This window comes from Enhygromyxa salina (genome assembly GCF_002994615.1).
Lineage (GTDB): Bacteria > Myxococcota_A > Polyangia > Nannocystales > Nannocystaceae > Plesiocystis > Plesiocystis salina_A.
On record NZ_PVNK01000072.1, the window covers coordinates 11,983 to 36,599 of the forward strand.

General features: G+C 70.6%; 17 protein-coding genes. 9 read left to right on the forward strand and 8 right to left on the reverse strand.

Annotation, left to right across the window (positions count from 1 at the left end):
- Positions 1-13 precede the first annotated feature (13 nt).
- Positions 14-3,703 (reverse strand): hydantoinase B/oxoprolinase family protein, encoded by a 3,690-nt coding sequence (locus ENSA5_RS06885; RefSeq protein WP_106390853.1) that lies wholly within the window; start codon positions 3,701-3,703, stop codon positions 14-16.
- 114 nt (positions 3,704-3,817) lie between these two features.
- Here ENSA5_RS06885 and ENSA5_RS06890 point away from each other — a divergent pair, with 114 nt between their 5' ends.
- Entirely contained in the window at positions 3,818-5,845 is a 2,028-nt protein-coding gene (locus tag ENSA5_RS06890; RefSeq protein WP_181197457.1) for a vWA domain-containing protein, read from the forward strand.
- A 44-nt stretch (positions 5,846-5,889) separates the two neighbouring features.
- Here the strand turns inward: ENSA5_RS06890 and ENSA5_RS06895 are convergent, their stop codons facing one another.
- Positions 5,890-6,981, reverse strand: a complete 1,092-nt coding sequence (locus ENSA5_RS06895) for a vWA domain-containing protein (protein ID WP_146155404.1) — start codon at positions 6,979-6,981, stop codon at positions 5,890-5,892.
- Positions 6,982-7,170: 189 nt separating this feature from the next.
- On the opposite strand from ENSA5_RS06895, the gene ENSA5_RS06900 reads away from it, so the two are divergent.
- On the forward strand, positions 7,171-9,231 hold the full coding sequence (locus tag ENSA5_RS06900) for a DUF455 family protein (protein WP_106390834.1): 2,061 nt from the start codon (positions 7,171-7,173) through the stop codon (positions 9,229-9,231).
- Between the two features lie 235 nt (positions 9,232-9,466).
- Here ENSA5_RS06900 and ENSA5_RS06905 read toward each other — a convergent pair whose 3' ends face one another.
- The 4 genes from ENSA5_RS06905 to ENSA5_RS06920 all read right to left on the reverse strand — a co-directional run bounded on the left by ENSA5_RS06905 (position 9,467) and on the right by ENSA5_RS06920 (position 14,677).
- Positions 9,467-9,931 carry a hypothetical protein gene (locus ENSA5_RS06905; protein ID WP_106390835.1) on the reverse strand — a complete coding sequence of 155 codons (465 nt, stop codon included), beginning with the start codon at positions 9,929-9,931 and terminating at the stop codon, positions 9,467-9,469.
- A 93-nt stretch (positions 9,932-10,024) separates the two neighbouring features.
- On the reverse strand, positions 10,025-11,065 hold the full coding sequence (locus ENSA5_RS06910) for an RNA polymerase sigma factor (RefSeq protein ID WP_146155405.1): 1,041 nt from the start codon (positions 11,063-11,065) through the stop codon (positions 10,025-10,027).
- A gap of 252 nt (positions 11,066-11,317) precedes the next feature.
- Positions 11,318-14,158, reverse strand: coding sequence for a serine/threonine-protein kinase (locus ENSA5_RS06915; protein ID WP_106390837.1), 2,841 nt, complete (start codon positions 14,156-14,158; stop codon positions 11,318-11,320).
- A gap of 30 nt (positions 14,159-14,188) precedes the next feature.
- Positions 14,189-14,677 carry a hypothetical protein gene (locus ENSA5_RS06920; RefSeq protein WP_106390838.1) on the reverse strand — a complete coding sequence of 163 codons (489 nt, stop codon included), beginning with the start codon at positions 14,675-14,677 and terminating at the stop codon, positions 14,189-14,191.
- A 105-nt stretch (positions 14,678-14,782) separates the two neighbouring features.
- On the opposite strand from ENSA5_RS06920, the gene ENSA5_RS06925 reads away from it, so the two are divergent.
- The gene (locus tag ENSA5_RS06925; RefSeq protein WP_146155406.1) at positions 14,783-16,351 is read left to right on the forward strand and encodes a DUF7481 family protein; all 1,569 of its coding nucleotides are present in this window, start codon (positions 14,783-14,785) and stop codon (positions 16,349-16,351) included.
- Positions 16,352-16,355: 4 nt separating this feature from the next.
- Here the strand turns inward: ENSA5_RS06925 and ENSA5_RS06930 are convergent, their stop codons facing one another.
- Positions 16,356-17,090: a 16S rRNA (uracil(1498)-N(3))-methyltransferase gene (locus ENSA5_RS06930; protein WP_106390840.1), complete on the reverse strand. Its 735-nt coding sequence runs from the start codon at positions 17,088-17,090 to the stop codon at positions 16,356-16,358.
- A gap of 48 nt (positions 17,091-17,138) precedes the next feature.
- On the opposite strand from ENSA5_RS06930, the gene ENSA5_RS06935 reads away from it, so the two are divergent.
- From ENSA5_RS06935 to ENSA5_RS06950, 4 genes are all read left to right on the forward strand, one after another.
- Complete coding sequence (locus tag ENSA5_RS06935; RefSeq protein ID WP_106390841.1) at positions 17,139-18,800, forward strand: amidohydrolase; 1,662 nt, start codon at positions 17,139-17,141, stop codon at positions 18,798-18,800.
- Between the two features lie 217 nt (positions 18,801-19,017).
- A complete protein-coding gene (locus tag ENSA5_RS06940) occupies positions 19,018-20,523 on the forward strand; it encodes a lipoxygenase family protein (RefSeq protein ID WP_181197458.1) in 1,506 nt (501 codons plus the stop codon).
- 3 nt (positions 20,524-20,526) lie between these two features.
- Positions 20,527-22,014 carry a D-arabinono-1,4-lactone oxidase gene (locus ENSA5_RS06945; RefSeq protein WP_106390843.1) on the forward strand — a complete coding sequence of 496 codons (1,488 nt, stop codon included), beginning with the start codon at positions 20,527-20,529 and terminating at the stop codon, positions 22,012-22,014.
- Between the two features lie 137 nt (positions 22,015-22,151).
- Positions 22,152-22,403, forward strand: coding sequence for a hypothetical protein (locus ENSA5_RS06950; RefSeq protein ID WP_106390844.1), 252 nt, complete (start codon positions 22,152-22,154; stop codon positions 22,401-22,403).
- A 67-nt stretch (positions 22,404-22,470) separates the two neighbouring features.
- On the opposite strand, the gene ENSA5_RS06955 is transcribed toward ENSA5_RS06950, so the two are convergent.
- Positions 22,471-23,178 (reverse strand): hypothetical protein, encoded by a 708-nt coding sequence (locus ENSA5_RS06955; RefSeq protein WP_106390845.1) that lies wholly within the window; start codon positions 23,176-23,178, stop codon positions 22,471-22,473.
- 185 nt (positions 23,179-23,363) lie between these two features.
- On the opposite strand from ENSA5_RS06955, the gene ENSA5_RS06960 reads away from it, so the two are divergent.
- Together ENSA5_RS06960 and ENSA5_RS06965 are read left to right on the forward strand one after the other, a co-directional pair.
- Complete coding sequence (locus ENSA5_RS06960) at positions 23,364-23,885, forward strand: OmpA family protein (protein ID WP_106390846.1); 522 nt, start codon at positions 23,364-23,366, stop codon at positions 23,883-23,885.
- Between the two features lie 5 nt (positions 23,886-23,890).
- Positions 23,891-24,598 carry a hypothetical protein gene (locus tag ENSA5_RS06965; protein ID WP_106390847.1) on the forward strand — a complete coding sequence of 236 codons (708 nt, stop codon included), beginning with the start codon at positions 23,891-23,893 and terminating at the stop codon, positions 24,596-24,598.
- The last annotated feature ends 19 nt before the right edge of the window (positions 24,599-24,617 follow it).

Consider the following 24,617-nt stretch of genomic DNA (forward strand, 5'->3'; position numbering starts at 1 on the left):
TGACCCCGCCGCGTCAGCGCTGTTCGAACGAGGGCAACTTCGGCGGACCCCAGCCTCCACCGCCCGGCGTCTCGAGCACGAAGCAGTCGCCAGCTTGGACCCGCGCCGAGTCGGTCGACCCGAGCTCGACGACGCTCCCGTCGGCGCGCTCGATCCAGTTGCGCCCGACCGCGCCGGGCTCGCCCCCGGCCATCCCATAGGGCGGGATCCGCCGCCGATTGGCGAGGATCACCAGCTCCATGTCCTCACGAAAGCGCAGCCGCCGACGAACGCCGTCGCCTCCGCGCTGCGCCCCGCGCCCGCCCGAGCCGCGGCGGATCTCGAAGGACTCGAGCACGACCGGATAGCGCTGCTCGAGGATCTCCGGATCGGTCAGCCGCGAGTTGGTCATGTGGGTGTGGACCGCGTCGGTCCCGTCGAAGTCGGGTCCGGCGCCCGAGCCCCCGCAGACCGTCTCGTAGTACTGATGCCGCGCGTTGCCGAAGGTCAGGTTGTTCATCGTGCCCTGGGCCGCGGCCATGACCCCGAGCGCGCCGTAGAGCGCGTCGACGACGACCTGCGAGGTCTCGACGTTGCCGGCCACGACCGCGGCCGGGTAGCGCGGCCGGAGCATGCAGCCCTCGGGCACGATCAGCTCGATGGGGTCGAGGCAGCCCTCGTTCATCGGGATCTCGGCGTCGACGAGGGTCCGAAACACGTAGAGCACCGCGGCCTGGCACACGGCGTAGGGCGCGTTGAAGTTGTTGGGCCGCTGCTCGGAGGTGCCGGTGAAGTCGACCCGGCAGCTGCGGGTGTCGGGGTCGATGTCGACGCGGACGACGATCACGCTGCCGTCGTCCATCGCGTACTCGAAGCGCCGCGCGTGCTCGCCACGGGCGAGGAGCTCGCGGACCGAATTGGCCGCGTTGTCGCGGACGTGGCCCATGTAGGCGCGGACGACCGGGAGGGTCCAGCGCTCGACGGTCCGGCGCAGCTCGTTGACGCCCTTGTGGTTGGCCGCGAGCTGGGCCTCGAGGTCGGCGAGGTTCTGGTCGGGGTCGCGGGCTGGCCAGGGGCCGGCAGCGAGCTGCTCGCGGACGGCGTCGCGGCGCAGGCGGCCCTCGTCGACGAGCAGGAAGTCGTCGAACAGCACGCCCTCCTCGTCGACGTGGCGGCTGTCCGCTGGCATCGAGCCCGGCGTCTTGCCGCCGATGTCGGCGTGGTGCCCCCGGCTCGCAACGTAGAACGCGGGCGCGGCCTCGCCGTCCATGAAGACCGGGGTGATGACCGTGACGTCGGGCAGGTGGGTGCCGCCGTTGTAGGGGGCGTTGACGGCGAAGCTGTCGCCCGGCCGGATCCCGCGCGCGGCCGTGGCCCGGCTGGCGATCACCGCCCGCACGCTCGCGCCCATCGAGCCGAGGTGCACGGGCATGTGTGGGGCGTTGGCGACGAGCTGGCCGCTGCCGTCGAACACCGCGCAGGAGAAGTCGAGCCGCTCCTTGATGTTGACCGAGTGGGCGGTGTTGCGCAGCGTCGCGCCCATCTGCTCGGCGATCGAGCCGTAGAGGTTGTTGAACAGCTCGAGGCGAACGGGGTCGGGGCGCGCGAGCTCGGCGCTCGCGCTGGAGCTGCGCTGGCGCCGGGTCAGCGCCCGGGTCAGGACGAGGTCGCCGGTCTCGCGGACCCGCGCGGACCAGCCGGGCTCGACGATCGTGGTCGCGGTCGCCTCGGCGATGATCGCCGGGCCGTCGACGCGCTCGCCGGGGCGGAGCGCCGAGCGGTGGTAGACCGGCGCGGCGCAGGTCTCGGCGGCGAAGCGGGCCTCGACCTCGGTCGCGGGGGTCGGCGCGCGCTCGGAGCTGAGGGGCCCGCTGGGTCGGGGAGGGAGGTGCTCGTCGACGCGTCGCCCGGCGCCGATGGCCTCGGCGAGCAGGGCGTCGATCACGACCGCGTCGCCGGGGAGATCGAAGCCGTAGCGCTCGCGGTGCTCGGCCTCGAAGGCGACGCGCATTTGTTGGGCTCGGTCGAGCTCTGCTCCGGCGTCGACCCAGTCGATCGTCAGCGGTCGGTCGCTGCCCGCGTAGCGCAGGTGCGCGCGGCGAAGCTCGGTGATCCGGGCGTCGTCGATCGCCTGCTCGCGCAGCTCGTGGGTCGCGGAGCGACACAGCTCGTCGAGGCTCGCGTCGGCGGCCGCGAGCTCGGTCGCGCGCAGCTCGACCCCGAGCGAGCGCTCGCGCAGGGCCCGGACGTCTGCGAGCCCCATTCCGTAGGCCGACAGGACCCCCGCGAAGGGATGAATGACGACGGTCCGCATCCCGAGCGCGTCGGCCACGAGGCAGGCGTGCTGACCCCCGGCGCCGCCGAAGCAGCACAGCGCGTGGTCGTCGAGGTCGTGGCCGCGCTCGGTCGAGATCTTCTTGATCGCGTCGGCCATGTTGGCCACGGCGATCTCGATGAAGCCCTCGGCGATCTCGACCGGCTCGCGGCGGACGCCGGTCGCCTCGGACAGCGCCTCGGCGAGCTCGCCGAACAGCGCGCGGACCCGGGCGAGGTCGACGCTGTCGTTCGCGTTCGGGCCGAACACGCGCGGGAACAGCTCGGGCTGGAGCCTGCCGAGCATCACGTTGCAGTCGGTGACCGTCAGCGGACCGCCGCGTCGGTAGCAGGCCGGGCCCGGATCCGCGCCCGCCGACTCGGGCCCGACGCGAAAGCGCCCGTGCTCGACCCGACAGATCGACCCGCCGCCCGCGGCCACGGTGTAGACCTCGAGCATCGGCGCGCGCACGCGGACGCCCGCGACCTCGGCCTCGAAGCTGCGCTCGAGGCTGCCCGAGTAGTGCGCGACGTCGGTCGAGGTCCCGCCCATGTCGAAGCCGACGATCTTGGCAAAGCCCGCCTGCGCGCTGGTTGCGACCGCGCCGACGATGCCCCCGGCCGGGCCCGAGAGGATCGCGTCCTTGCCCTGAAACAGCTTGGCGTCGGTCAGGCCGCCGCTCGACTGCATGAACTGGAGCCGGACCTCGCCGAGCTCCGTGGCGACGCGCTCGACGTAGCGGCGCAAGATCGGCGAGAGGTAGGCGTCGACCACGGTCGTGTCGCCGCGCCCGACGAGCTTGGCGAGCGGGCTGACCTCGTGGCTGACGCTGATCTGCGAGAACCCGAGCTCGCGGGCGATCGACGCGATCGCCCGCTCTTGATCCGGGTAGCGCCAGCCGTGGATCAGCGCGATCGCCACGGCCTCGATCCCCGCCGCCCGGGCCGGGGTTAGCGCGGCCCGGACCTGCTCGGGGTCGAGGGCCGCGAGGACCTGTCCGTGGGCGTCGACGCGCGCCTCGACCTCGGCGACCTGCTCGTAGAGCATCGTCGGCAGCACGATGTGGCGGTCGAACAGCCGCGGACGATGCTGATAGCCGATCCGGAGGGCGTCGCCGAAGCCCGCGTTGATGACCAGCAAGGTCCGCGCGCCCTTGCGCTCGAGCAGCGCGTTGGTTGCGACCGTCGTGCCCATCTTGACCGCCGCGATCTGGTCAGCGTCGATCGCAGCCTCGGGACCGAGCCCGAGCAGCACGCGGATGGCCTCGATCGCCGCGTCCTCGTACTGCTCGCGGTTCTCGGACAGCAGCTTGTGGGTGTGGAGCCGGCCCTCGGGATCGCGGGCGACCACGTCGGTGAAGGTGCCACCACGGTCGATCCAGAACTCCCAGCCTCGGTCCGCCTCGCCCATGTCGATGCTCGACAGCAGCATACGAGAAAAACCACCGGAGCCCGAGCCGCTCGGAACTTCCCCACCTCGCCGCGGTCGGTGTCGGCCATGCCGAGCCAACGAAGGAGCGCGCGCGTGGCCCTGAGCTGCGCGCTGACAGCCGCCGCCGCCCTCGCCCTGTTGCCCACCAGCGCCGAGGCCGGCGGCGACTCTGTCTACGGCAACCGCGGCGGCGAGCAGCTGGTCGAGCGCGGCCATGAGATCGCGCTGACCATGGACCGCGGCCACGCCAGCTTGCGGGTGCGTCGAACGGTGCACAACGGGATCGGGCGCCACGACGAGGCTCAGTTTTGGCTCGAGCTGCCGTGGACGGCGGTCGCGACCGGGCTGCGCACGCTCGGCGAGCACGAGGGCAAGCCCAAGTGGTTCGCGGGGGACCTGCTCGAGGCCGAGGCCGCGGCCGCGCGCTACCAGGAGCTGACCGGGATCGGCGGCTACTACCCCAAGGATCCGGCGCTGCTGTCGTGGCGGGGTCAGCAATCGCTGGCCCTGCAGGTGTTCCCGGTCGCGCCCGGGACCGACAAGAGCGTCGAGTACACCCTCGACATGCCCGCGGTCTGGGAGGACGGGCGCTGGCGGATCGAGCTGCCGGACATGGGCAGCGCGGCGCTCGCGGCCGAGCTCGTGATCGATCCGGCCCAGGCCCTCGATCAGCTCTTCGTCGATGGCGAGGTCGTCGCCAACGGCCACGCGCTGACCCTCGATCACCCGGTCGAGGTCGCGCTCGCGCCCCGGGATCCGGATCCCTTCACGCTCGAGCTCGCGTCGATCCCAACCGGCGAGCGCCACCTCGCCCACTGGCAGCTGGCCCTGGCCCCGAAGATCTCGACGGTGCCGACGCGCGCGCGGGTCGTGGTCATGATCGACGTCTCGCGCTCGATCGACGAGGACCAGCTCGCGGCCCAGCGCCAGGCCGCGCTGGCTTACCTCGAGCACTTCGCCGACCCTGCGCTCGGGGCCGAGGTCGCGGTCCTGAGCTTCGACCGTGAGGTCCGCTCGCTGGGAGCTGGCTTCGTCTCGGCCAAGCAGGCGATCGAGTTGCTGACCAACGCGAGCCTCCAGCGCCGAAACGGCAGCGAGCTCGGACTCGCGCTGGCCAGGGCCGACGAGCTGCTCCGCGCCGGGCCGCGACGCGGGGCCCGGCGGATCTTGATGTTGACGGATCTCGAGACCGCGTCGCGGATCAAGCCCGAGGATCTGCGCGCGACCGCCGAGCACAGCGAGGCGATCCTGCACCTCGCGCGGGTGACCGAGGCCGCCGAGCCCTGGCTCGAGCGCGACGATCAGCACCCGTGGTCGCAGCTGGCCGCGGCGACCGAGGGCGTGCTCTGGTCCGGGACCGCGCCCGAGGCCTGGAGCGACGACGAGCGCCGCCAAGCTGGGCTCGCGGTGTTCGAGGAGCTCGCCCGGCCGACCCGCGTCGACAAGCTAGCGATCCGCGTCGACGGCCTCGAGCTCGACGATCCGGATTTGTGGGTCTACTACGACACGAGCCTCGCCGAGGGTCAGGGCATCGAGGATCTGCAGCTGTCGAGCGCGGCCGGGCGCGAGCTGAGCGTCGACGGCGTGACCTGGAACGCTCCGATCCACCACAGCGCCAAGCCCAGCGCCGAGGCGGGGGATCGTTGGTCGGCGCTGGTGTTCGGCTCGGGCCTGGTCTGGGAGCTCAGCGAGCCCGAGATGATGACCCTGGCGATGCGCGGCGGCGCGGTGTCACCGGTGACCAGCTACCTCGCGATCGAGCCCGGGGTCCGGCCCTCGACCGAGGGCCTCGAGGCCTGGGAGAGCGGCGGGATCGGGCTTGGCTTGGGGGGCGGAGGGGCTCGTGGCTTTAGCGTGAGCGGGTGCGGCGGTCCGGCGGCCTTCGACAAACAGGCCTGGCTCGAGGCCGAGCTGCGCGAGGGCTGGGCCCGCTGCGGTGGCGCAGGTCGTCGCGCGCAGCTGCAGCTCGAGACCCACTCGCAGGAGCTGCTCGAGGTCGCCTTGAGCCAGGCCCCGGCCGACGACGAGGGCCTGCGCGCATGCATGACCCAGATCGCCTGGAGCGTCGAGCTGCCCGGCGGCTTCGCCGAGTTCGAGACCTGGACCGTGACGCTGTTGTGACCGCGGCCGCGCTCACATGGTCTCATGGTCTCATGGTCACATGGTCACATCGGGGGCGGCGCTCGGGTGACGCGGATCATCGAGCACTCGGTCACGTCCCCCTTCGCGATCACGTCGACCCCTGCCGCGGTCGCACACAGCACATGCACGCCGGGCGTGAGGCCCTCGACGAGCGTGGAGTAGGCGAGCATCGCCGGGCCTTCCTGCGGCAAGGCCGGGACGATGCTGTCGATCGGCTCGGGCTTCCCGTCGACCGTCAGCTCGAGACTGATCAGCTCGGCCGCGACGACCGAGGGGATGATGTCGGGGAGCTCGGTGACGTCGGGGACCTCGGTGCAGCTGCCACCCGTCGCGTCGGAGATGTCCTGCAAGGTGCCGAGCACCACGACCGGATCGCAGGTCGAGGAGGCCCCGATCGCGAAGGTGTGGACGACCGCGTCGGCGGGCAGTGTGGGCAGGACCTGGTTGATGTGTGGGCTGAGGTTGTTGTTGCCGTCCGACACGAAGATGACCACCTTGTTGGCTTGCGTGCTGGCTGAGAGCGCCGGCTCGATCGCGCTGAGGCCTGCGCCGTAGGAGGTCCCCCCGCCGACGACGTGGTCCGTGAACTCGCCGACGAGCCCGGTCTTCAGCGAGCGCAGGACCTCGTCGATGTCGATGTCCATGTCCATGTCGAGGTCGGCGTCGGGCTCGGTCAGGAGATCGTTGTCGGTCCCGCCCGGCTGAACGTCGGCGGTCGCGCCGAAGGTCCCGAACACGGCGGCGCCGACGTCCGCGATCGTGCCGTTCGCGGCGGCGAGCTTGTTGAGCTCGATCAACGCCGCGATCTCGCAGTCGAGCACGGTGTCGACCAGATCGTCGCCGTTGAGGTCGCCGCCACAGCCTCCGCCTCCCAGGGTGCTGCCGGACACGTCGACGACGTACGCCAAGGTGGTCTCGGCGATCGGCGCGGTCTCGCCGATCGTCGCAAAGCCGGTCACCTGCACCGGGCCAGGGGCCAGGACCGTGCTGTCGGCTGGCGTCGTGATCTCGACGCTGATCGGCACGCCCGAGGGCAGGGCGTCCACGACCTCTCGCCACTCGGTCGCGTCGTCTGAATCCGAGACACACGCCGCCGAGCTGACGGTAAAGAACACCGTGCTCACCGTGGATAGACAGATTGATCGTACTCGCATCATTCACCTCCCGCCTCGCATAGACGCTTAAGACCGCGCTGCTCGATGTAAACGGGAGCTGCGGCCGCCGCTAATGTTGCTGGACCGCGGGTTGCGCCGACTTACCGCCGCGCCGACCGCTCGCGGCGCGGGTGAGGTGTATACCGGGGCGTGGCCACCCGAGTCCGCGACTTCGCCGAGCGTGTGCTGCTCGGCTCGACCATCTCCGACAAGCTCCACGATCCCGGGGCCCTGCGCGACGTCGACCCGGGGCCGAGGTGGCGGGGATCGGCGGAGCCAGGCCGAGCCCCGGAGCTGTCGATGTCGGACCACGCCGAGCCCTTCGTGCGCGACGTGGCCCTGGCCGACGCGGGCGCGCGAGGTCGTGCGCTCCACTTCTTCGCCAACCATGAGCTCCTCGCGCTCGAGCTCATGGCCCTCGCGCTGCTGCGCTTCGTCGACGCGCCGCCAGCCTTTCGCCGCGGCCTCGTCGCGACGCTGCGGGACGAGCAGCGGCACCTCTCGATGTACCTCGATCGCATGCGCGCGCTCGGGACCGAGCTCGGCGACGCGGCCCTGGGCGGGTTCTTCTGGCGGACGATGGCGGAGCTGCGCGACCCGGCCCAGTTCGTCGCTCACATGGGCCTGACCTTCGAACAGGCCAACCTCGACTACGCCTCGCACTATTTGAAGATCTTCGAGGCCCACGGCGACCACGAGACCGCCCGGGTGATCGAGGCTGTCTACGAGGATGAAGTGCGGCACGTCGGCTTTGGCCTCCACTGGTTCGAGCGCTGGCGACCGGATGCCCCGCTCTTGGCTGCTCACGGCGAGGCGCTCGTCGCCCCGGTCACGCTCCGCCGGGCTCGGGGTCGCGGCTTCGATCGTGAGGGCCGTCGCCGCGCCGGGTTTCCCGACGACTATCTCGAGGCGATTGCGAACCTCCCGAGCGCGCGGGGGCGGCCGCCGACCGTGCATCTGTTCGATCCGACCACGGAGCTCGAGCTTGGCCACCCGCAGGGCTTCAACCCCAACGCGGCGACGCGAGCGCGGGTGCGCGACCTCGAGACCTTGCCCTTGTTGTTCGCCCGCCCCGATGACGTGGTCTTGGTCCGCCAGCGGCCGCGAGAGGAATTCTTGACCGCGCTGCGCCGAGCTGGGGTGAAGCTGGCGGAGATCGTCGTCGCCGACCTCGACGGGCCAACCATCGACGCGCGGGGTCTCGGGGCCCTGGCGCGGGTCCAGCCGTGGGGGTGGACGCCTCGGCTCGCGCGACGGCTGGCGCCGCTGCGGGCCCGGGCGTCCGACGATCCGGTTCCCCCGCAGGGCTGGCCCCCGGAGCTGCTCGCCAAGGCGCGGGGCGTCTCGGTCCTCCGTCGCCTCTTGCCGGGCGAGCGCCTCAGTCAGGTCGAGACGATCGGAGTGCTCGCGCACGAGGTAGGCGCGGTCGTCGACGCGATCGAGCAGTTTCGCGGAGCGGGTTACGCGACGGTCGCCTGCAAGGCGAGCTGGGGGACGGCCGGGCGCGGGACGATCCGGGTCCTGGCGGGGCCGATCCCCGAACCACAGCGCGCGTGGATCCGTCGGACCCTCGCGCGACAAGGGGCGATCGTCGTCGAGCCCTGGCTCGACCGGGTCTGCGATCTGTCGTTGCGCTTGACGATCAAATCACCGGGCCGCGCCCGCATCGACGGGGTCGGGCGCGTGCTCGTTGACCCACGCGGACAGTATCTCGGCGCCGTCATCGGTCGGCCCACCGCCGGCCTGCCCACGGATCTCGCCCGATTCCTGCACGGCGACGGGCGCGACCCCAAGTGGCTGTCGGAGGTCTGGCGCCGGGTCGCAGATGAAGTCGCGCGCGAGCTCGAGGCGTCGCGCTACGTGGGCACGGTCGGGGTGGACGCGCTGGTGCACCGGGTTGAAGACGGCAGCTTGCGCCTGCGGCCGGTCGTCGAGCTCAACCCGCGCGTGCACATGGGCCACGTCGCGGTGCACCTCGAGCGGCTCGTCGCCAAGGGGTCCGTGGGGCTGTGGCGAATCTTGCGTCGCGACCAGGTGCGAGATGACCTTCCAGCGATCGAGATGTCGGCGCAGGGGATCCGCCACGGCGTGCTGTTGACCAACGACCCGGCGCTCGCCGAGGTCGTGGTCGGGGTGCTCGCCGTCGCGCGGACGCTCGCGGAGGCCGAAGCGCTCCTCGGCGAGGCGACGGGTGGGGGTCCGTTTTTTTGAGCTAGCAGCCCGGGCTGCTAGCCGAGGCGCTTCTTGTGCCAGTCATCTTCAATGAGCGCCGCCGAGCCTCGATGAACTCGACCGCGACATCGCAGCCGAGCTCGGCCGCCCGGATCGGGACCAGCGAGAGCGCGATCAAGGTCTGCTCACCGCCGTGTAAACAGACGCGGGGCTGATGAAGACCGACTCGGCCAGTCAGGCGGATCTTTGGGGTGAGGCCGACGGCTGGCTCGGCTCAGGGATGGCGGCCAATCCAGGCCACGATGATCACCTCCTTGTCCGGATCCCAGTCGAAGTAGATGCGGACACACCAGCTTGTCCGGGTGCCGTCGTTGGGCTTGGTGTGTAACGTGAATTTTCGCCGATACTGGCCATCGTGCCAGACTCGCTGCCTCATCTCGCTGGCGCTGGTGGAGGTTGATTCGGACTCGTCGCTGGCGTTGACGTTGCGGTTCTTGAGCCATTGCACTCGCGTAGTACCCAAGGGGCCCTGGCGCAGCGCTTGGGCGAGCTCCGCGAGCACGTTCAAGTGTTCGAGGATCTTCTTGGGTGGGCCAGCGTCGGCGGCGAGCCCCTCGACGCCAGCATCGACGTCATCGCCAAACACGAGCAGCCCTTCGGGCTTTGCGTGGAGTCGCCGGGCGCGGTCGACCACCTGCTTGACGGTACTCGGCGAACGATCTTGATCTTCGGTGTCCATGAGTGTCCTTCCCGCCGCGCCGCGTGCAGCGACGGCGTTTGGGAGGGGCACTCACGAGGAGCCCGTTTGGGGACAGGCAGCCGAAGATTTTTTTTACCTGACGCATTCGCGGGCGAAATCGCCCAGCCGACGTTCGGCTCGCTGTCGGCGCTTTTTGGCGGCCTCACGCTCGATACCAAAGTGGCGCGCGATATCGGCGTCATCATGGTCGGTGAGGCTGAGCATCAGGACCTCGTAGTCCGTGGGTCGAATTTCGGACATCTGGCACAGCTTCTCGAGTACGCAGTCCTCGGTGGACTCGCCAGTGGGCATCGTGTGCTGGCCGGGGGATGGCGCCGAGCACTCTCCGAGTCGGCGGGCCTTGCGGTGGTATGTGCGCGCTGTGTTCTCGACGGCGCGCAGGTAGAAGCCCGACAGCTCCCTGGGTGCCTCGCCGCGAGTGCAGACCTTCAGAGCTGCGTCGGCAGCAGCGGACTCCGCGTCGATTCTGGAATAGCGCGCTGCCTTGGTTACCCCGCGCGCGTACAGGCTGCGTCCGGGTCCGCGATAGATCTCTTCGATGCAGCGCTCAAACCACTCGCGGGCGGTCTCGGGCGGGGGGCTCGAGGGGCCATGCGTCCCTCCCGAGCCGCCACCGTCGTGGTGGAGCTCGTTTGTGAAGTTGTCCTCGACCAGCGCGCGAACTTCGGTGACGGCTTCGTCCCGGTCGAAGCCGACCGTGACCCCGCCGACCGCGACAACAGCGACCAGAGACAGGGGTCCAGCTGTGACGAGGCCGCCGCGCAGCGATGCGGAATGAAGCGCTCGCTGCTCGACTGAACGAAAGATCAAGGACAGTCCTCGCCCGCTGACCCAGGCGAGGCTGGTGCTGGTCCACGCCATCAGCATGGACAGCGCGAGGTAGTGCAGGAGCGGCTCGAGTTGGCTCGCGCCGAACTCCTCGAGAAACAGCAGCCCGCGCCAGGTGAAGACGTTTAGCCCGCCAACGACCAACCACGCGGTCAACCGACGTTTTCGTTGGTCCGGCGCGAGCGGTGAACGTCGGTGAGCGAAGGTGGACCACCGATTGACGAGCGCCATCAACAAGGTGAGCGCGAGCCAGGGGTCGAGCTCGGACCAGACCTCGATCGGCACCTGCGCGCTCTCGAGTCGCTCGACGCCCAACTTGGCCAGAAGTCCAGGGATGCCCAAAAACAGCAACGCGCTGATCGGAAGGCCGAAGCACAGCCACAGCAGCTTCATGCTCATTTGCAACCCGAGAGGAAGCTCCGTCGAGCTCGCTTCGCTGGTGTCGGCTGCGGGGGGAATGTCCATCGGCTGGCTCTCAACGGGATGGGGGCGGGAATTGTTCAATCGCGGGTAGATCGACGGCTGAGCTCTACCTGCTCAGCCCGAGGGGGCAGCCCCGCGCTTTCGTAGCCACGCGGCGGCCTCTTCGGCGTCCTCAACGGAGCCCTGTTCGGCGTAGGCGGCATGGCACGCCCGCATCAGCTCGATCGCCTCGTCACGCCGCTTTTGCGCCCCATCCCACAGCGCGTGGGCGAGGTACCACTGCGCCCCGGCGACCGTCAGCGGCGGGCTCTCGTGGGCCACGCGCAGCTCGAGCGCGCGCTCGAGCGAGCGGATCGCCTCGGCGTACTGACCGGCGTTGCGCAGGGCGTTGCCGAGGTTCTCGTAGGAATCGCTGAGCTTGGGCCCGTAGCGCGGATCGTCTGGGCCGAAGCTGGCCTCGTTGATCTCGAGCGCCCGGCGCATCTGCTCGATCGCCCCGTCGTAGTCCTCGAGCTCGATCAAGGCGAGGCCGACGTGCTTGTGGGCGGTGCCGACCATGACGTGATCGCGGCCGAGCGTGGCCGTGCGTATGGCCAAGGTCCGACGGTAGTAGGCCAGCGCCTGTTCGTAGTCTTCCCGGAAGTAGTGGACGTTGCCGAGGTTGGCGAGCGAGCGGGCAATGTCGCGGTGCTCGGCGGGTAGGTTGGCCTCGTTGATCGCCAGCGCGCGCTCGATGTAGCGCTGGGCCTGGTCGTACTTGGCCTGAAAACTGTAGATGTTGCCGACGTTCTCGTAGGCCACGGCGAGGCGGGGGTGGCCCGCGGGCAAGCTGGCCTCGCGCATGGCCAGGGCGCGCTCGAAGTAGACGATCGCTTCGTCGTTGCGGCCCCGGCGGGCGTGGATCGTGCCGATGTTGCTGACCGCGACCGAGGTGCTCGGGTGCGCGGGCGGGAGCAGGGCCTCCTGGATCTCGAGCGCGCGCTCGAAGTCCACGAGCGCGCCGTCGAGGTCGCCCTGGTGATCGTGAATGGCACCGATGTTGACGTGGAGGGTGGCGTCCAACAGGCTCCCGGACCCGTCGGTGCGGCTGATCAGGACTTCGGCGAGCTTGGCCATGCGCAGGCCATCTTCGGGGAGCTCGAGGCCGACGCCGATCCCGTAGACCAGCGCGACCGCGGCGTCGGCTGCGAGCACGTCGTCGCCGCTGCTCGCGGCCATGAACAGGGCCCGCTCACCCGCGGCGCGGCTGGCCGTGTAGTCGCCAGCCTTCGATGCCAGCGCCGCGACCCGGTACTCGACCGCGGCGATCAGCGGGGGCCAGGCCAGGGCCTCGGCTTCGTCGAGGAGCCCGCGAAGCTCGGCCGTGGCCCGCTCGTGCTCGCCCATGGTCTGGAGGGCCTCGACCTCGACGAGGCGCTCACGCAGCTCCTCGACCTGCGCGCGGGTCTTTGGATCCTCGGGCAGCGGGTGGAGATGAGCGAGCTTGCGGGGGTCGCTGCAGTCGGACACCAGCGGCAGCTGGGCGACCGAGTACACGGCCTGAAGGACGCGGGCGTCGTCGGCCTCGGCGAGCAGCGCAGCCAGAGAGCGGAGCGCGGCCCGGCGCTCGTCGAGGCAGCTCAGGGCGCGCGCGCTCGTCTCGGCGTCGCGCGAGCCTTCGACCTCGGCTTCGACGCAGAGCTGCGCGCGAGCCTGGGCCCAGCTGCGCGCGTAGGCGTCGAGGCCCGCGCGGGTCCGGGTCCAGGCGTCGGGCGCGAACGCGAGCTTGGTGGCGGTGAAGGCCCGCTCGGTCTGCGCGGCGAGCTCGTCGTTCCAGACCGCCTCGACGCTGCGTCCGTGCTCGGTGCAGGTCGCGATCGCTGCGTCGCGGGCCGCTCGCGCCCGCGCCTGCTCGGCTCGCTGCCAGCTCCAGCCGCCGCCGACGACCGCCACCACCGCGAGGAGCGAGCCGACCCCTGCCAGGATCGCCGGTCGCCGCCGGGTTGGATCGTCGGCCAGCGCGGCGAGCAGCGCGTCGATCGAGGGCCAGCGCTGGTCGGGCTCGAGCGAGAGCCCGCGCTCGAGGACCTGCCGCAGCCAGGTCGGGACCTCGGCCTCGCGCGGCGGCTCGGACACCTTGCCCCGGAGCACGTTGAAGGTCAGCGCCGGGATCGTGTCGCCGAGGAAGGGCCGGACGCCGTAGAGCGCCTGCCACAGCGCGACGCAGAAGCTGAACTGATCGCTGCGTGCGTCGGTGGCCTGGCCCAGGTGCTGCTCGGGCGCCATGTAGGCGGGCGTGCCCAAGACCGATCCGGACTTGGTCAGATCGAGGCCGAGGCTGCTCTGAGAGGTGTTGAGCGAGGGCAGGGTCTCGTCGCTGAGGAGCTCGCCGCTGCTGTGGTCGAGCTCCGTGCCCGTGTTGGTGCTCGTGGTCGCGGGCGCAGGCGATCCCTCGGCGCGCACGAGGCCGAAGTCCATGACCTTGACCTGGCCGTCGGCGCCGACCATGACGTTGTCGGGCTTGAAGTCGCGGTGGACGAGGCGCGCCGCGTGGGCGGCCGCGAGCCCGCGCCCTGCGGCTGTGAACGCGGCGAGGATCTCGGCGCGCGAGCGCGGCTCGGCCTCGAGCCACGCGCCGAGGGTCTGACCGGCGACGAACTCCATGGCCATGAACACCGCGCCCTCGTACTCGCCGATCTCGTAGATCTGGACGACGTTGGCGTGGGACAGGCGGGCGAGGCCCTGGGCCTCGCGCAGCAGCCGGGTCCCGTCCTGCTTGCGCTTGCGCGGGCGCAGGAGCTTGATCGCGAGCTTGCGATCGAGCAGCTCGTCGTAGGCCGCGAACACCACGCCCATGGCGCCCTCGCCGAGCTTGCGCAGGATCGGGTAGCGGGCGATCTTCATGACCACGACGCCGCTCCGATCGAGGTCGATCCCCGAGCCGTCGAGCTCGTCGGCGCAGTCGGTCTCGTCCATGGCCGACAAGATTGTACGCCGAAGGCCCGGTCAGAACCGCAGCGACCAGCTCAGCGCCGCGCCGCGAGGCCCGAGCGTGACGACCGGCAAGCTCGCCCGCCGCTCACGCTCGCGCTTGTAGCCGAGCGCGACCAGCGTGATGCCCGTGACGAACAGAGCCCCGGCCGCGGCCCCGCCGACGATCGCCGTGAGCGCGCCGTCTTGGATGCGCTGATCCTGGCGCGCGATCGCGTCGAGGTCGGGGTTGTCGCTGACGGTCAGCGCCTGGCGCTGGCCGAGGGCGTCGGAGTGGATGCCGAGGCCGACGCCCATCGCGATCAGGCTCGCGCCGCCGAGGCCGATCACGATGTCGCCTGCGAGGACCATGCGGTAGTTCGCGGGGTCGATCTCGACCGGCGCGGGCGGTGGCGGCACGACGGCAGGCGGCGGCGGTGTGGGGGGCTCGGCGAGCTCGGGCGTCGGGGTTGGGGCGACCACCGTCAGCACGCTCGCCCAGGCGCAGAAGAGAGTCCGCAGCACCGCCCAACCCTACTCGGACTCGGGGGTGGGCGCGAGCCGGGCGAGCAGCGCGACAGCCCGCGATCGCGTGGCGGTATCTTGCTAACCTCCCGGACCATGCTGACCATGACTCAAACGAGCTGTTCTTCGACGGTTTTGTGCTCACTCTTACTGCTCCCGGGGCTGGGCTGCAAAGGGGATGACGCGGCCGCCGACTCGAAGGCGGAGAGCAGCGACGGTGAGTCGACTGGCGCTGGTGACGGTGACGGTGACGGTGACGGTGACGGCGACGGCGACGGCGACGGTGACGGCGACGGCGATGGTGATGGTGATGGTGATGGTGATGGTGATGGTGACGCTGACCCGCCACCCTTCGACGGAGGCACGCGCCTGCGTCCGATCGTCTGGCAGTCCGAGTCGGGCAGCGTGGCCTTGACCGGGTGGCACGACAGCGAGCTGGACCACGAGTGCGAGTTTCGTCAGGCCGCCGACGGGCAGCTGCGCTGCCTCCCGGACGGGTTCGGCACCGCAGCGGAGCGCTTTGTCGACGCCGGGTGCACCGAGCGAGTCCAGCCGATCGATCCCGAAGCTTGCCCACCGATGCCCGAATACGCGTGGGCACCGATCGATAGCGAACCGTGCGAGACCAGCGCTGTGGAGATCTATCCAGTCTTGGGTGAGACCGGATCGGGGATGCTCTACCGGATGCTGGACGGGATGTGCGTCGAACTCGGGCCCGGAGACTACGTGACCCTTGGGGCCGCGATCGACCCCGCGACCTACGTCGGCGCGAGCGATCAGCTCGACGAAGGTCGCGCGCGCCTGCTCGGGGTTCGCCGGGTCGCAGACGACGGCTCGTGGTCCTACGTCGCGACCGAAGATCAGACCCTCGCCTCGCCGGTCTCACGCATGGCGACCGGTGACGGCCTGCCGCGCTGGCTGCCGCCCGCGGTCCCCCGCGAGTTCAACCAATACGCGGACGCAGGCTGCAGCCAGGGGACCGCGTGGAGCACCTGCCCGCAGCCCTCGGTTGGCTACGCCTTCGAGAAGATCGACAGCTCGTGTGCGACGACCCGCAAGCTGTTCGAGGGTGGCGACGCGCTGGCCGGGCCGGCCTACGAACTCGACAACACCGACACCTGCGTCGAGGCGGCCCCGAGCTGGAAGAACTACTACTCGCTGGGCGCCGAGTTGCCCGACGACACCTTCGCCGTGGCCGAGCGGGTCGACATCGGCGGCGGCGATATCGTTGCGAGCTACTGGGCGGGGGCCGAGCAGACCCCGCTCGACTTCGCCTACTTCCGCGACATGAGCCACGACGGCCTCGACTGCTCGGTCCGGCGTGACAGCGAGGGGGTGCGGCGCTGCCTGCCCTTCGGCCTGAGCATCAGCCCGAGCTTCACCTACTACACGAGCGCCGACTGCACGGGCACGCAGGTCGGCATCGTGAGCGAGTGCTGGGGCGAGGGCCCGGTCTGGGGCACGGCCAAGATCGAAGATCCCGACGACTGCGCTGACTCTCGCTACGAGCTGTTCATGGAGGGCGCGACGATCGACGTCGAGTCGACGCCGCTGTACCGCGACAACGGCGGCGACTGCGTGGTGAACAATTCCTTCCTCGATGGCTATCGCTACGTCGAGCTGGTCCCGGCCGATGCCTCGGCCTGGGGCACGGTGACACGGACCGTGCTCTGACCCACTACTCGGGCGCGAGCCGGGCGAGCAGCGCGACGGCGGCGGTCTCGACTCGCAAGATCCGCGGGCCGAGGCCGACGAGCTCGTCACCGAGCGCCGCGAAGCGCTCGCGCTCGAAGGGCACGAAGCCACCTTCGGGCCCGAGCACCAGGCACAGCGGACCGGCGAGCGCCCGCGGGCACGAGCGGGGCGCCTCGGGATCGGCGACCAACACCGGGCCCCGCTCGCGCAGCGCGGTCAGGCGATCCTCGACGAAGGGCCGAAAGCGGCGATGAAGCTCGACGCGGGGCAGGACCGTGTCGACGCTCTGCTCGAGCCCGAGCAGCAGCTGCCGACGCACGGACGCGGGCTCGAGCGCGGACGCGCCCCAGTAGCTCTTCTCGACCCGGGCGCTGTGAAACAGCAAGAAGCGCTTGATGCCCAAGGCGGTGCCTTGTTGCAGGACCTTGTCGAGGGTCGGCGGACGCGGCAGCGCGATCGCGAGGGTCACCGCCGAGGGCGGCGGCGGTGCGTGGCCGAGCTCGACGCGCAGCTCGAGCGCCTCGCGATCACAGCGCAGGACCTCCCCGTGACCGATGTTGGCCGCGGCGGGGCCCTCGCCCTCGTCGAGCAGGCCGACGCGGAGGCGATCGCCGAGCGCGACACGCAGGTGCTTGCGCGCGTGGACCAGGCGGCGATCGACGAGCCGGACGTGGCCCTCGCTGACGAAGTCGTTGGGTTCGAGGACGATCAGGTTCACGGGGACCGCGAAGCTACCACCACCGCGGGCGCCTGATAGCATCCGCGCATGTTCTCCCGCAGGCGGCTGCTCGGATCTCTCGCTTGCGCCGGGCTGCTCGCTTGCCGCCGCGACACGCCGCCCTCGCCGCCGCCGTCGACGGGCGCGTCACGCCTGATCCGCGCCAACATCTACACCAACGATCCCGCCAACCCGCGCGCCGAGGCCCTGCTGATCCGCGGCCCCGAGATCCTCGCGCTCGGCAGCTTCGCCGAGCTCGAGTCCCGCGGCCCGGCCGAGCTGCTCGACTGGCGCGACGCGACGATCCTCCCGGGCCTGACCGACGCCCACGCGCACCTGCTCGGCCTCGGCCAGACGGCGGAGATCGTGGATCTGCGCGGCGCCGCCTCGGTCGACGAGATCCTCACCCGGCTCCGCGAGCAGGCTCCGCCCGAGGGCTGGATCCTCGGTCGCGGCTGGGACCAGAACCTGTGGGGCGGCGCGATGCCGACGGCCGCGCAGCTCGACGCCGCGTTCCCCGAGCGCCCCGTGTGGCTGCGCCGCGTCGACGGCCACGCAGGCTGGGCCAACTCCGTGGTCATGAAGCTGACGGCGATCGACGCGAGCACGGCCAACCCCGAGGGCGGCGAGATCCTGCGCGACCCTGCCGCTGACGAGGCCGCGACCGGCGTGCTCGTGGACACCGCGATGGACCTGGTCCCGGTCCCCGAGCCGAGCGCCGCGGACATCGAGCGCTGGCTGATCGCCGCGACCAAGCAGGCCGCGGCGCTCGGGCTCACGGGCGTCCACGAGATGGGCCTCGGTCCGACCGCCCACGCCGTGCTGACGAAGCTCGGCCAAGCCGGCGGGTTGCCGATCCGCGTCCACGGCTACGCCAGCGAAGGCTGGTGGACGGCCGGCCTCGACGGCCTCGCGCGCGCGCCCCTGAGCCCGAGTGATCGCTACACCCTCGCCGGGGTCAAGCTCTACGTCGACGGCGCCCTCGGCAGCCGCGGGGCCGCGCTGATCCAGCCCTACGCCGATCGCCCCGAGCACCGCGGCGCGCTGATGCACGAGCCCGCCGACTTCGTCGAGCTCGCCCGCGGGATCGTCGAGCGCGGGTTTCAGGTCGCCTCCCACGCGATCGGTGACCTCGGCAACCGCACGATCATCGACGCCTACGCGCAGGTGCTCGCGGCCGTCGGCGACGCGCAGCCCGATCCGCGCCTCCGGGTCGAGCACGTCCAGATCATCGATCCCGCCGACATCCCGCGCATGGCCGCGCTCGGGCTGGTCGCGAGCATGCAGCCGACCCACGCGACCAGCGACATGCCCTGGGTCGAGGCCCGCGTGGGCAAAGACCGCCTCGCTGGCGCCTACGCGTGGCAGCGCATGCTCGCGGCGGGCGTGCCGCTGGCGTTTGGCAGCGACTTCCCGGTCGAGCGCCCGTCGCCCTTGCTGGGCCTGCGCGCCGCCGTCACGCGCCAGGATCGCGACGGCCAGCCCGAGGGGGGCTGGCTCCCGGATCAACGCGTGAGCATGGCCGAGGCCGTCGCCGGGTTCAGCTCCGGGGCCGCGTACGCAGCTCAGCGCGACGATCACCTCGGCGTGCTCGCGCCGGGCTACCGCGCCGACCTGACCTGCCTCAACGGCGACCCCTTCCGCGTGGACCCGAGCGAGCTCCCCGACCTCGAGGTCCGCGCGACCCTGGTCGACGGCGAGCTCGGCTAGCAGCCTGGGGTGCTAGCCGTTGCTGAGCGCCGCTTAAAAATGCGCTGAGCTTCGGGGTGTGGCCCATGTCACTATTGGCTGTGGGGGGCCGTTTCCGGCCTCTCAACCCAGGTTCTAGCACCCCCTCGTGCGGGAGTTCGGCAGGCTCATGAGCATCTTTTATGACCGTTCCTTTGCGCCTTACGTCGTTCCAGCTGGCATTCCCACGGACCGGGACATGGTGCCCGATCTGCGCTGGTTCGGCGGCATGCTCCAGGGGCAGGTCCGTGCTGCGTTGGCGGCTCGGGTCCTGCGTCTGAGTACCTCGGTGCCAGCGCCGCTGCGCTCGCCCCGGGTCATGCGGCGCCTCGACGGGCTCCTCGGTCGCGTGTCCGATCGGCCCGAAGGCCAATTGCCGCCGGAGGGTGACAGCGAGTTCGCGTACCGCCGCGTCGCCGGGGTGAACCCGCTGACCCTCGCCCGGGTCGAGGGGCTCGACGACCTCCACCCAAAGCTTCGCCTATCCGACGCACAGCTGTCGAAGCTGCTCGGTTCAAACCAGTCCCTGGCCGAGCGCCTCGGGGCCGGCGACCTCTACCAGCTCGATCTGAGCTCGCTGCGGACGCCAAAGGGGACCGACCTGCAAGCGGGCAAGTTCGTGGCCGCCTCGGTCGGCCTCTTTTGTCACGCACCTGGGGTCGACAGCCGCTTCCCGCTCGTCCCCCTGGCGATCGAGTGCGCGGCCGGGGCCGCCGACGGCGACACGACCGTGGTCACGCCCCTCGACGGCGAGCGCTGGGCGGCGGCCAAGCACATCCTCAACGCGGCCGACATCAACTACTCGGAGCTGTGCCTCCACCTCGCGCGGGCGCACCTGATGACCTCGCCCTTCGCGATCGCGCTGCACCGCAACCTGTCGAAGGGCCACCCGATCTACCAGTTCTTGCTGCCCCACCTGCGCTTCGAGCTCTTCGTCGAGAAGATGGCGTGGGAGCAGGGCATCAAGAAGACCACGGGCATCCTCGTCAGCAGCCTCGCGGGCACGGCCGACTGGTCCCAGGAGGTGGCCAAGACCCTCCACCAGCGCTTCAGCTTCCGCGAGCAGAATTTCCACCAAGATCTGCGCGCGCGCGGCATGGACGAGACGCCCTTTGCCTACCCCTACCGCGACGACGGACGACTGCTGTGGGGGGCCCTCGAGCGCTTCGTCCGCGCCTACGTCGAGCTGAGCTACCCGAGCGAGGACCAGCTGCACGGCGACAAGGAGCTCGCCGCCTTCCTCGCCGAGGTGGCCTCCCCCAACGGCGGCAACGTGCGGGGCCTGTTCGCCGGGCGTCACCTCGCCGAGCGCGAGGAGCTGATCGAGATCCTGACCCAGCTCTTGTTCGTGGCCGGACCGCTGCACGCACTCTTTCACTACGGCTCCTCCATCGAGCTGCGCGACCTCGACCACAACCCCAGCTTCTTGCTCGGCAACCCGCTCGTGGTCGGCAACAAGGCGTTGCCCGGGCTCGAGGCCATCGAGCAGTACACCCGCGCCGTGTCGACCCACATGCAGTACGGGCGCCTGGGCGACTTCTCGGGCTACCCGATCGACGCGCGGCCCGAGTGCGCAGCCCTGCTCCGTTGCTTCGCCGCCGAGCTCGAGGAGATCGAGCGCAGGATCGAGCAACGCAACGTGGAGCGCTTCGCCCCCTTCGTCCACTTCCTGCCCTCGCGCGTCAGCAACGGGATCACGGTCTAGACCATGGCCTACTGGCGGAACTGGCTGGGCAATGTCACCGCGCGCCCCAAGCACATCCGCGAGCCCGCGGACCTCGAGGGCGTCGTCGACTGCGTCGAGGAGGCGATCACACGCAACCTCGGCGTCCGGGTGGTCTCGGGGAGCTACTGCTGGAGTCCGCTCGCGCCCACGACCGGGATGATGATCGACATGCGACGCATGAAGCGCGTGCGTCGCGTCGACCAGGCAAGGCACCAGATCACGGTCGAGACCGGCGCCTCGCTGCGCTCGCTCGTGCTCGAGGCCCAGGCGCACGAGCTCTCGGTCAAGAGCCCCGCGATGTTTCTCGGGCTGAGCGTCGGCGGGCTGATCGCAACGGGCTCGCACGGCACCGGACGATCGGTGTCGACCTTCGCGGATGCGGTCGTCGCGTTCGAGCTCGTCCGGCCCGACGGCAGCGTCGTCGAGGTCCACGAGCCCGGGTCGGAGCTGTGGCGGGCGGTCACGACCAACCTCGGCGCCCTCGGCGTGGTCACGGCCGTGACCTTGCAGTGCGAGCCCATGTACAACATTCGCGAGGACCACATCGTGGTCCCCCACCAGGAGGCGGCCTCGCTGATCCCCGCGATGCTCGACGCCTACGAGTTTGTCTCGATCTTCTGGAGCCCCTCGGGCGAGGTCGCCAAGTTCAAGGTCGGCAACCGCAGCCAGGAGGCCGCCACATCCCCGCGGGGCCGCGTCCACCCGACCCTCGTCGATCGCACCAACCGCTGGACGGGGCGCGTCTTCAGGTTCGCCGACCGGGTGCCCATGCTGCCTATGGTCGCCGCCAAGCTGCTGACGGTCGGCGTCGGCAACGGAGGCCAGGTCGTCGCCGAGCCCGACTTCTCCCACTACCAGCAGGTCTACCCGCCGGTGATCAGCTCCGAATTTGCCGTGCCGATCGAGCACTCCCGCGCCGCCTGGGGCTTCACCGTCGAGCGCCTCGGTCAGTACTGGGAGTCGGGCATTCGCCCCGTTGACCTCACGGTCCACGCGCGCTTCGTCCGCGGCAGCCGAGCCCTGCTCGCCTCGTCCGCGGGCCGCGACAGCTGTTGCCTCGAGCTGTTGTGCTCCGACGGGAACCGGCACCGCAATCTCTTCGCGACCGACTTCGACGAGAAGATGCGGCGGGATTTCGCCGGGCGTCCCCACTGGGGCAAGGACATCGCCCGGCCCGAGCTCGCCGCCGCGACCTGGGGCGACGAGGTCGAGACCTTCCTCGCGATCCGCCGCGAGCTCGATCCTCGCCAGCGCTTCATGAACCCCTACTTGCGCGACCGGGTGTTCGGCCTCAACCGGCGCCGGGCTCAGCGCGGCCCCGGACCGAAAAAGGTCGCGCCGATGCGAGCCCGGGTCGGGGCGGGTGTCGGAGCGGGCGTCGGAGCGGGTGTCGGGGCGGGTGTCGGGCTGAGTGTCGGGCTGGAGGCGCCGGGCGCAGCGATCCGATCGAAGCGGGCAGGATCGGGATAGGGGTCACGTGCCGTGTTGGCAGGTGGGCTGGCGAGTCTCGCATCGCCCTCGCCCTCGCCGTCGCCGCGCGAGGAGTTAACTGGTCGATATCATACTGATTTTCTGGGTTGGAACGGGTATCGCTTCATGGTCTGTCCATGACCATCGTCCCGCTCATACTCAAACCCCTGATGCTGATGCTCGCGCTCGGATCTGGCGCGCTCGAGGATCCGAATGGCGACGGTCCTCCGCGCCCACCTCCCGAGGCCGTCGAAGCCTGCGCGGACAAGGCCAGCGGCGACGCGTGCTCGTTCGCGGGTCGCGAGGGAGATACGGTGGACGGCTCGTGCTTCGCACCCGACGCTGACAAGCCGCTCGCGTGTCGGCCCGATCATCCACCGCCGCGCTGAGTGATCGAGCACCGCGTGCCCGAAGTCCGCACCGAACCCGGCGCGGTCTTCGGGCACGCGGTACTGACTAAAGTCTTCCGATCTGGATCTCGTTCGTTGGGAGGTCGCCCGCGCAGTTGCCCGTCGCCTCGACGTCCAAATAGACCGACGAGACCTCGCCCTGGACGTAGAGGGTGCCGCAGCCGGCTCGGCTGAAGTAGCGGTCGGGGTCGCAGGGGACACAGCGCGGCTGGCTTCCGCGGTGGCTGCAGACGAAGCGCTCGTCACAAAAGTAGCTGCGACAAAACTGGTCCTTGACGTCCTGACCCAGGACATCCTCGAGCGGGAGTTGGCCGGCCCCGATCGCGTTGGGGTCGACCTCCGGGTCGATGCAGGTCCCGTAGACATTGAGGACCAGCCCGGCCTCGCACCCGTCCGGGCTGGGCCCGCAGCCCGAGCTGCCCAAGAGCTCGGTCGGGCACACGCCGTAGCGCGCGGGGTCGTTGAACGCGTCGGCGTAGGCCCGGGTCAGGGGGTGGTTGGGCCCGTAGGCCGTGGCGGCGCAGGGGACCGTGTCGTAGTCGGAGCTGCAGATCTTGGCGGCGCCCGCCGAGAGCTGCTCGGGCAGCACACAGACGGCGACGTAGCGGTTGTCCTCGAGCTCGGGACAGTCACTGGTGAGGTCACAGCGGTGGACCCCGTCGTCTTCGAAGTCGGGCACGAAGAAGGCCGAACAGGCGCTGAGCAAGAACCCGGAGATCAGGGCCGCGATGTAGGAGATCGGAGGGGGCGACATGCCGAGAAGAGCCGGTCGGGCGGGCGCGCCGGATCATAGCAAGGCCCGCTTTGGAGGTCGGAGTCGCAGCTGCGTCACCTTGGCGTGACGCAGCTGTGTCAAGGCGCCGAGCCCGACAGCGCAAAGACTCCGCCGCGCTTGCGCAGAGCCTCCGTCACCCGGATCATCCATCCGCCGGCCCCATCATGACGCGCCTCGCCCCCACAATCTTGCTCCTCGCGGGTCTCGCCCAGGCCGTCGCCTGCTCGAGGGTCACGACGGTCGCGCCCGAGGAGCCGATCCAGATCCAGGCTCGACCCCCAGCCGCGCCGCGGCCGGGCCTCCCGGCCGTCCCGCAGCCGCCCCCGCCCTCGCGCGTGACCGCCTCCGGCGACCTGCTCAGCCTCGACGAGGCGCTGACCTTCGACGAAGAAGGCGAGCTGTCGAGCGAGCACCAGGACATCCTCGCCGAGCTCGCCAGGTGGCTCGCGACCAACACCGAGGTCGTCGAGCTGACCGTCGAGGTCCACAGCATCGGCGCGGGCTCGCGCCGGGCCCACACCAAGCGCAGCCAGGCCCTGGCCACGCAGATCGTCGACGCGCTCGTCGCAGCGGGCGTCGACGCCGAGCGCCTGGTCGCCGCGAGCGTCGGCGCGTCCGAGGACGGGCAGCGCGACGTGGTCTTGCGCATCACGGCGCGGGCCGAGGCGGCGGCGGTCGAGGAGTGAAACCCATGGCGAAGCACGATGTTCACCAATTCTGCGCCCGCCTGGGCCTCCCGGCCCTCGTGATCGGGCTGTCCGGCTGCGTGATGTGGATGCGCGAGCCCGAGTTCTACACCGAGGAGCTGAGCGAGCTGCTCGAGCAGCGCAGCGAGGCGATCGAGGCCTGCTACGACCGCTTCCTGAGCGAGGAAGATCCCAAGGCCCAGGGCGAGGTCGTCGTGAACTTCGAGGTCGAGGCGAAGACCGGCGAGCTGACCAACATTGAGGTCTCGCCGGACTCGCCGAAGACCCCCGAGGCCCTCGCGCGCTGCGTCACCGACGAGCTCGACACGCTCGCGCTCGATCCGCCCGACGTGAAGCGGGCCGAGGCGACCTTCACCTGGGCCTTCGTGCTCGGCTCGCAAAAGCGTCCGCCAGCCGATCCCTTCGCAGGCGCCCAGGAGGCCGTGTTGGCCTGCTACAGCGACCACCTGCGCGAGGTCGACCGCGAGGCGAGGGGCGAGCTGGTCGTCGACTACGCGCTCGACCCCGAGACCGGCGCGGTCGCGAAGCTCGAGCTCGTGTCCGACGCCACGACCGCGCCCGCGCCCGTGGTCGAGTGCGCCACCGCGGCGCTCGAGTCCGCCCACCTCGACCCCGCGAAGCTCGACGAGCGCAACCAAAGCGGCCGTCGGACCTTCGCGCTGCGCTACACGCCCCACGAGCCCCAGGGCTGAGGGGGGTCTCGCTATTGGG

Bases quoted from the DNA above. Each gene is read 5' to 3' on its own strand.
- ENSA5_RS06965 (WP_106390847.1), top strand. From the start codon at position 23,891: ATGGCGAAGCACGATGTTCACCAATTCTGCGCCCGCCTGGGCCTCCCG.
- ENSA5_RS06925 (WP_146155406.1), top strand. From the start codon at position 14,783: ATGACTCAAACGAGCTGTTCTTCGACGGTTTTGTGCTCACTCTTACTG.
- ENSA5_RS06950 (WP_106390844.1), top strand. From the start codon at position 22,152: ATGACCATCGTCCCGCTCATACTCAAACCCCTGATGCTGATGCTCGCG.
- ENSA5_RS06955 (WP_106390845.1), bottom strand. From the start codon at position 23,178: ATGTCGCCCCCTCCGATCTCCTACATCGCGGCCCTGATCTCCGGGTTC.
- ENSA5_RS06945 (WP_106390843.1), top strand. From the start codon at position 20,527: ATGGCCTACTGGCGGAACTGGCTGGGCAATGTCACCGCGCGCCCCAAG.
- ENSA5_RS06885 (WP_106390853.1), bottom strand. From the start codon at position 3,703: ATGGGCGAGGCGGACCGAGGCTGGGAGTTCTGGATCGACCGTGGTGGC.
- ENSA5_RS06905 (WP_106390835.1), bottom strand. From the start codon at position 9,931: ATGGACACCGAAGATCAAGATCGTTCGCCGAGTACCGTCAAGCAGGTG.
- ENSA5_RS06915 (WP_106390837.1), bottom strand. From the start codon at position 14,158: ATGGACGAGACCGACTGCGCCGACGAGCTCGACGGCTCGGGGATCGAC.
- ENSA5_RS06940 (WP_181197458.1), top strand. From the start codon at position 19,018: ATGGTGCCCGATCTGCGCTGGTTCGGCGGCATGCTCCAGGGGCAGGTC.
- ENSA5_RS06935 (WP_106390841.1), top strand. From the start codon at position 17,139: ATGTTCTCCCGCAGGCGGCTGCTCGGATCTCTCGCTTGCGCCGGGCTG.
- ENSA5_RS06960 (WP_106390846.1), top strand. From the start codon at position 23,364: ATGACGCGCCTCGCCCCCACAATCTTGCTCCTCGCGGGTCTCGCCCAG.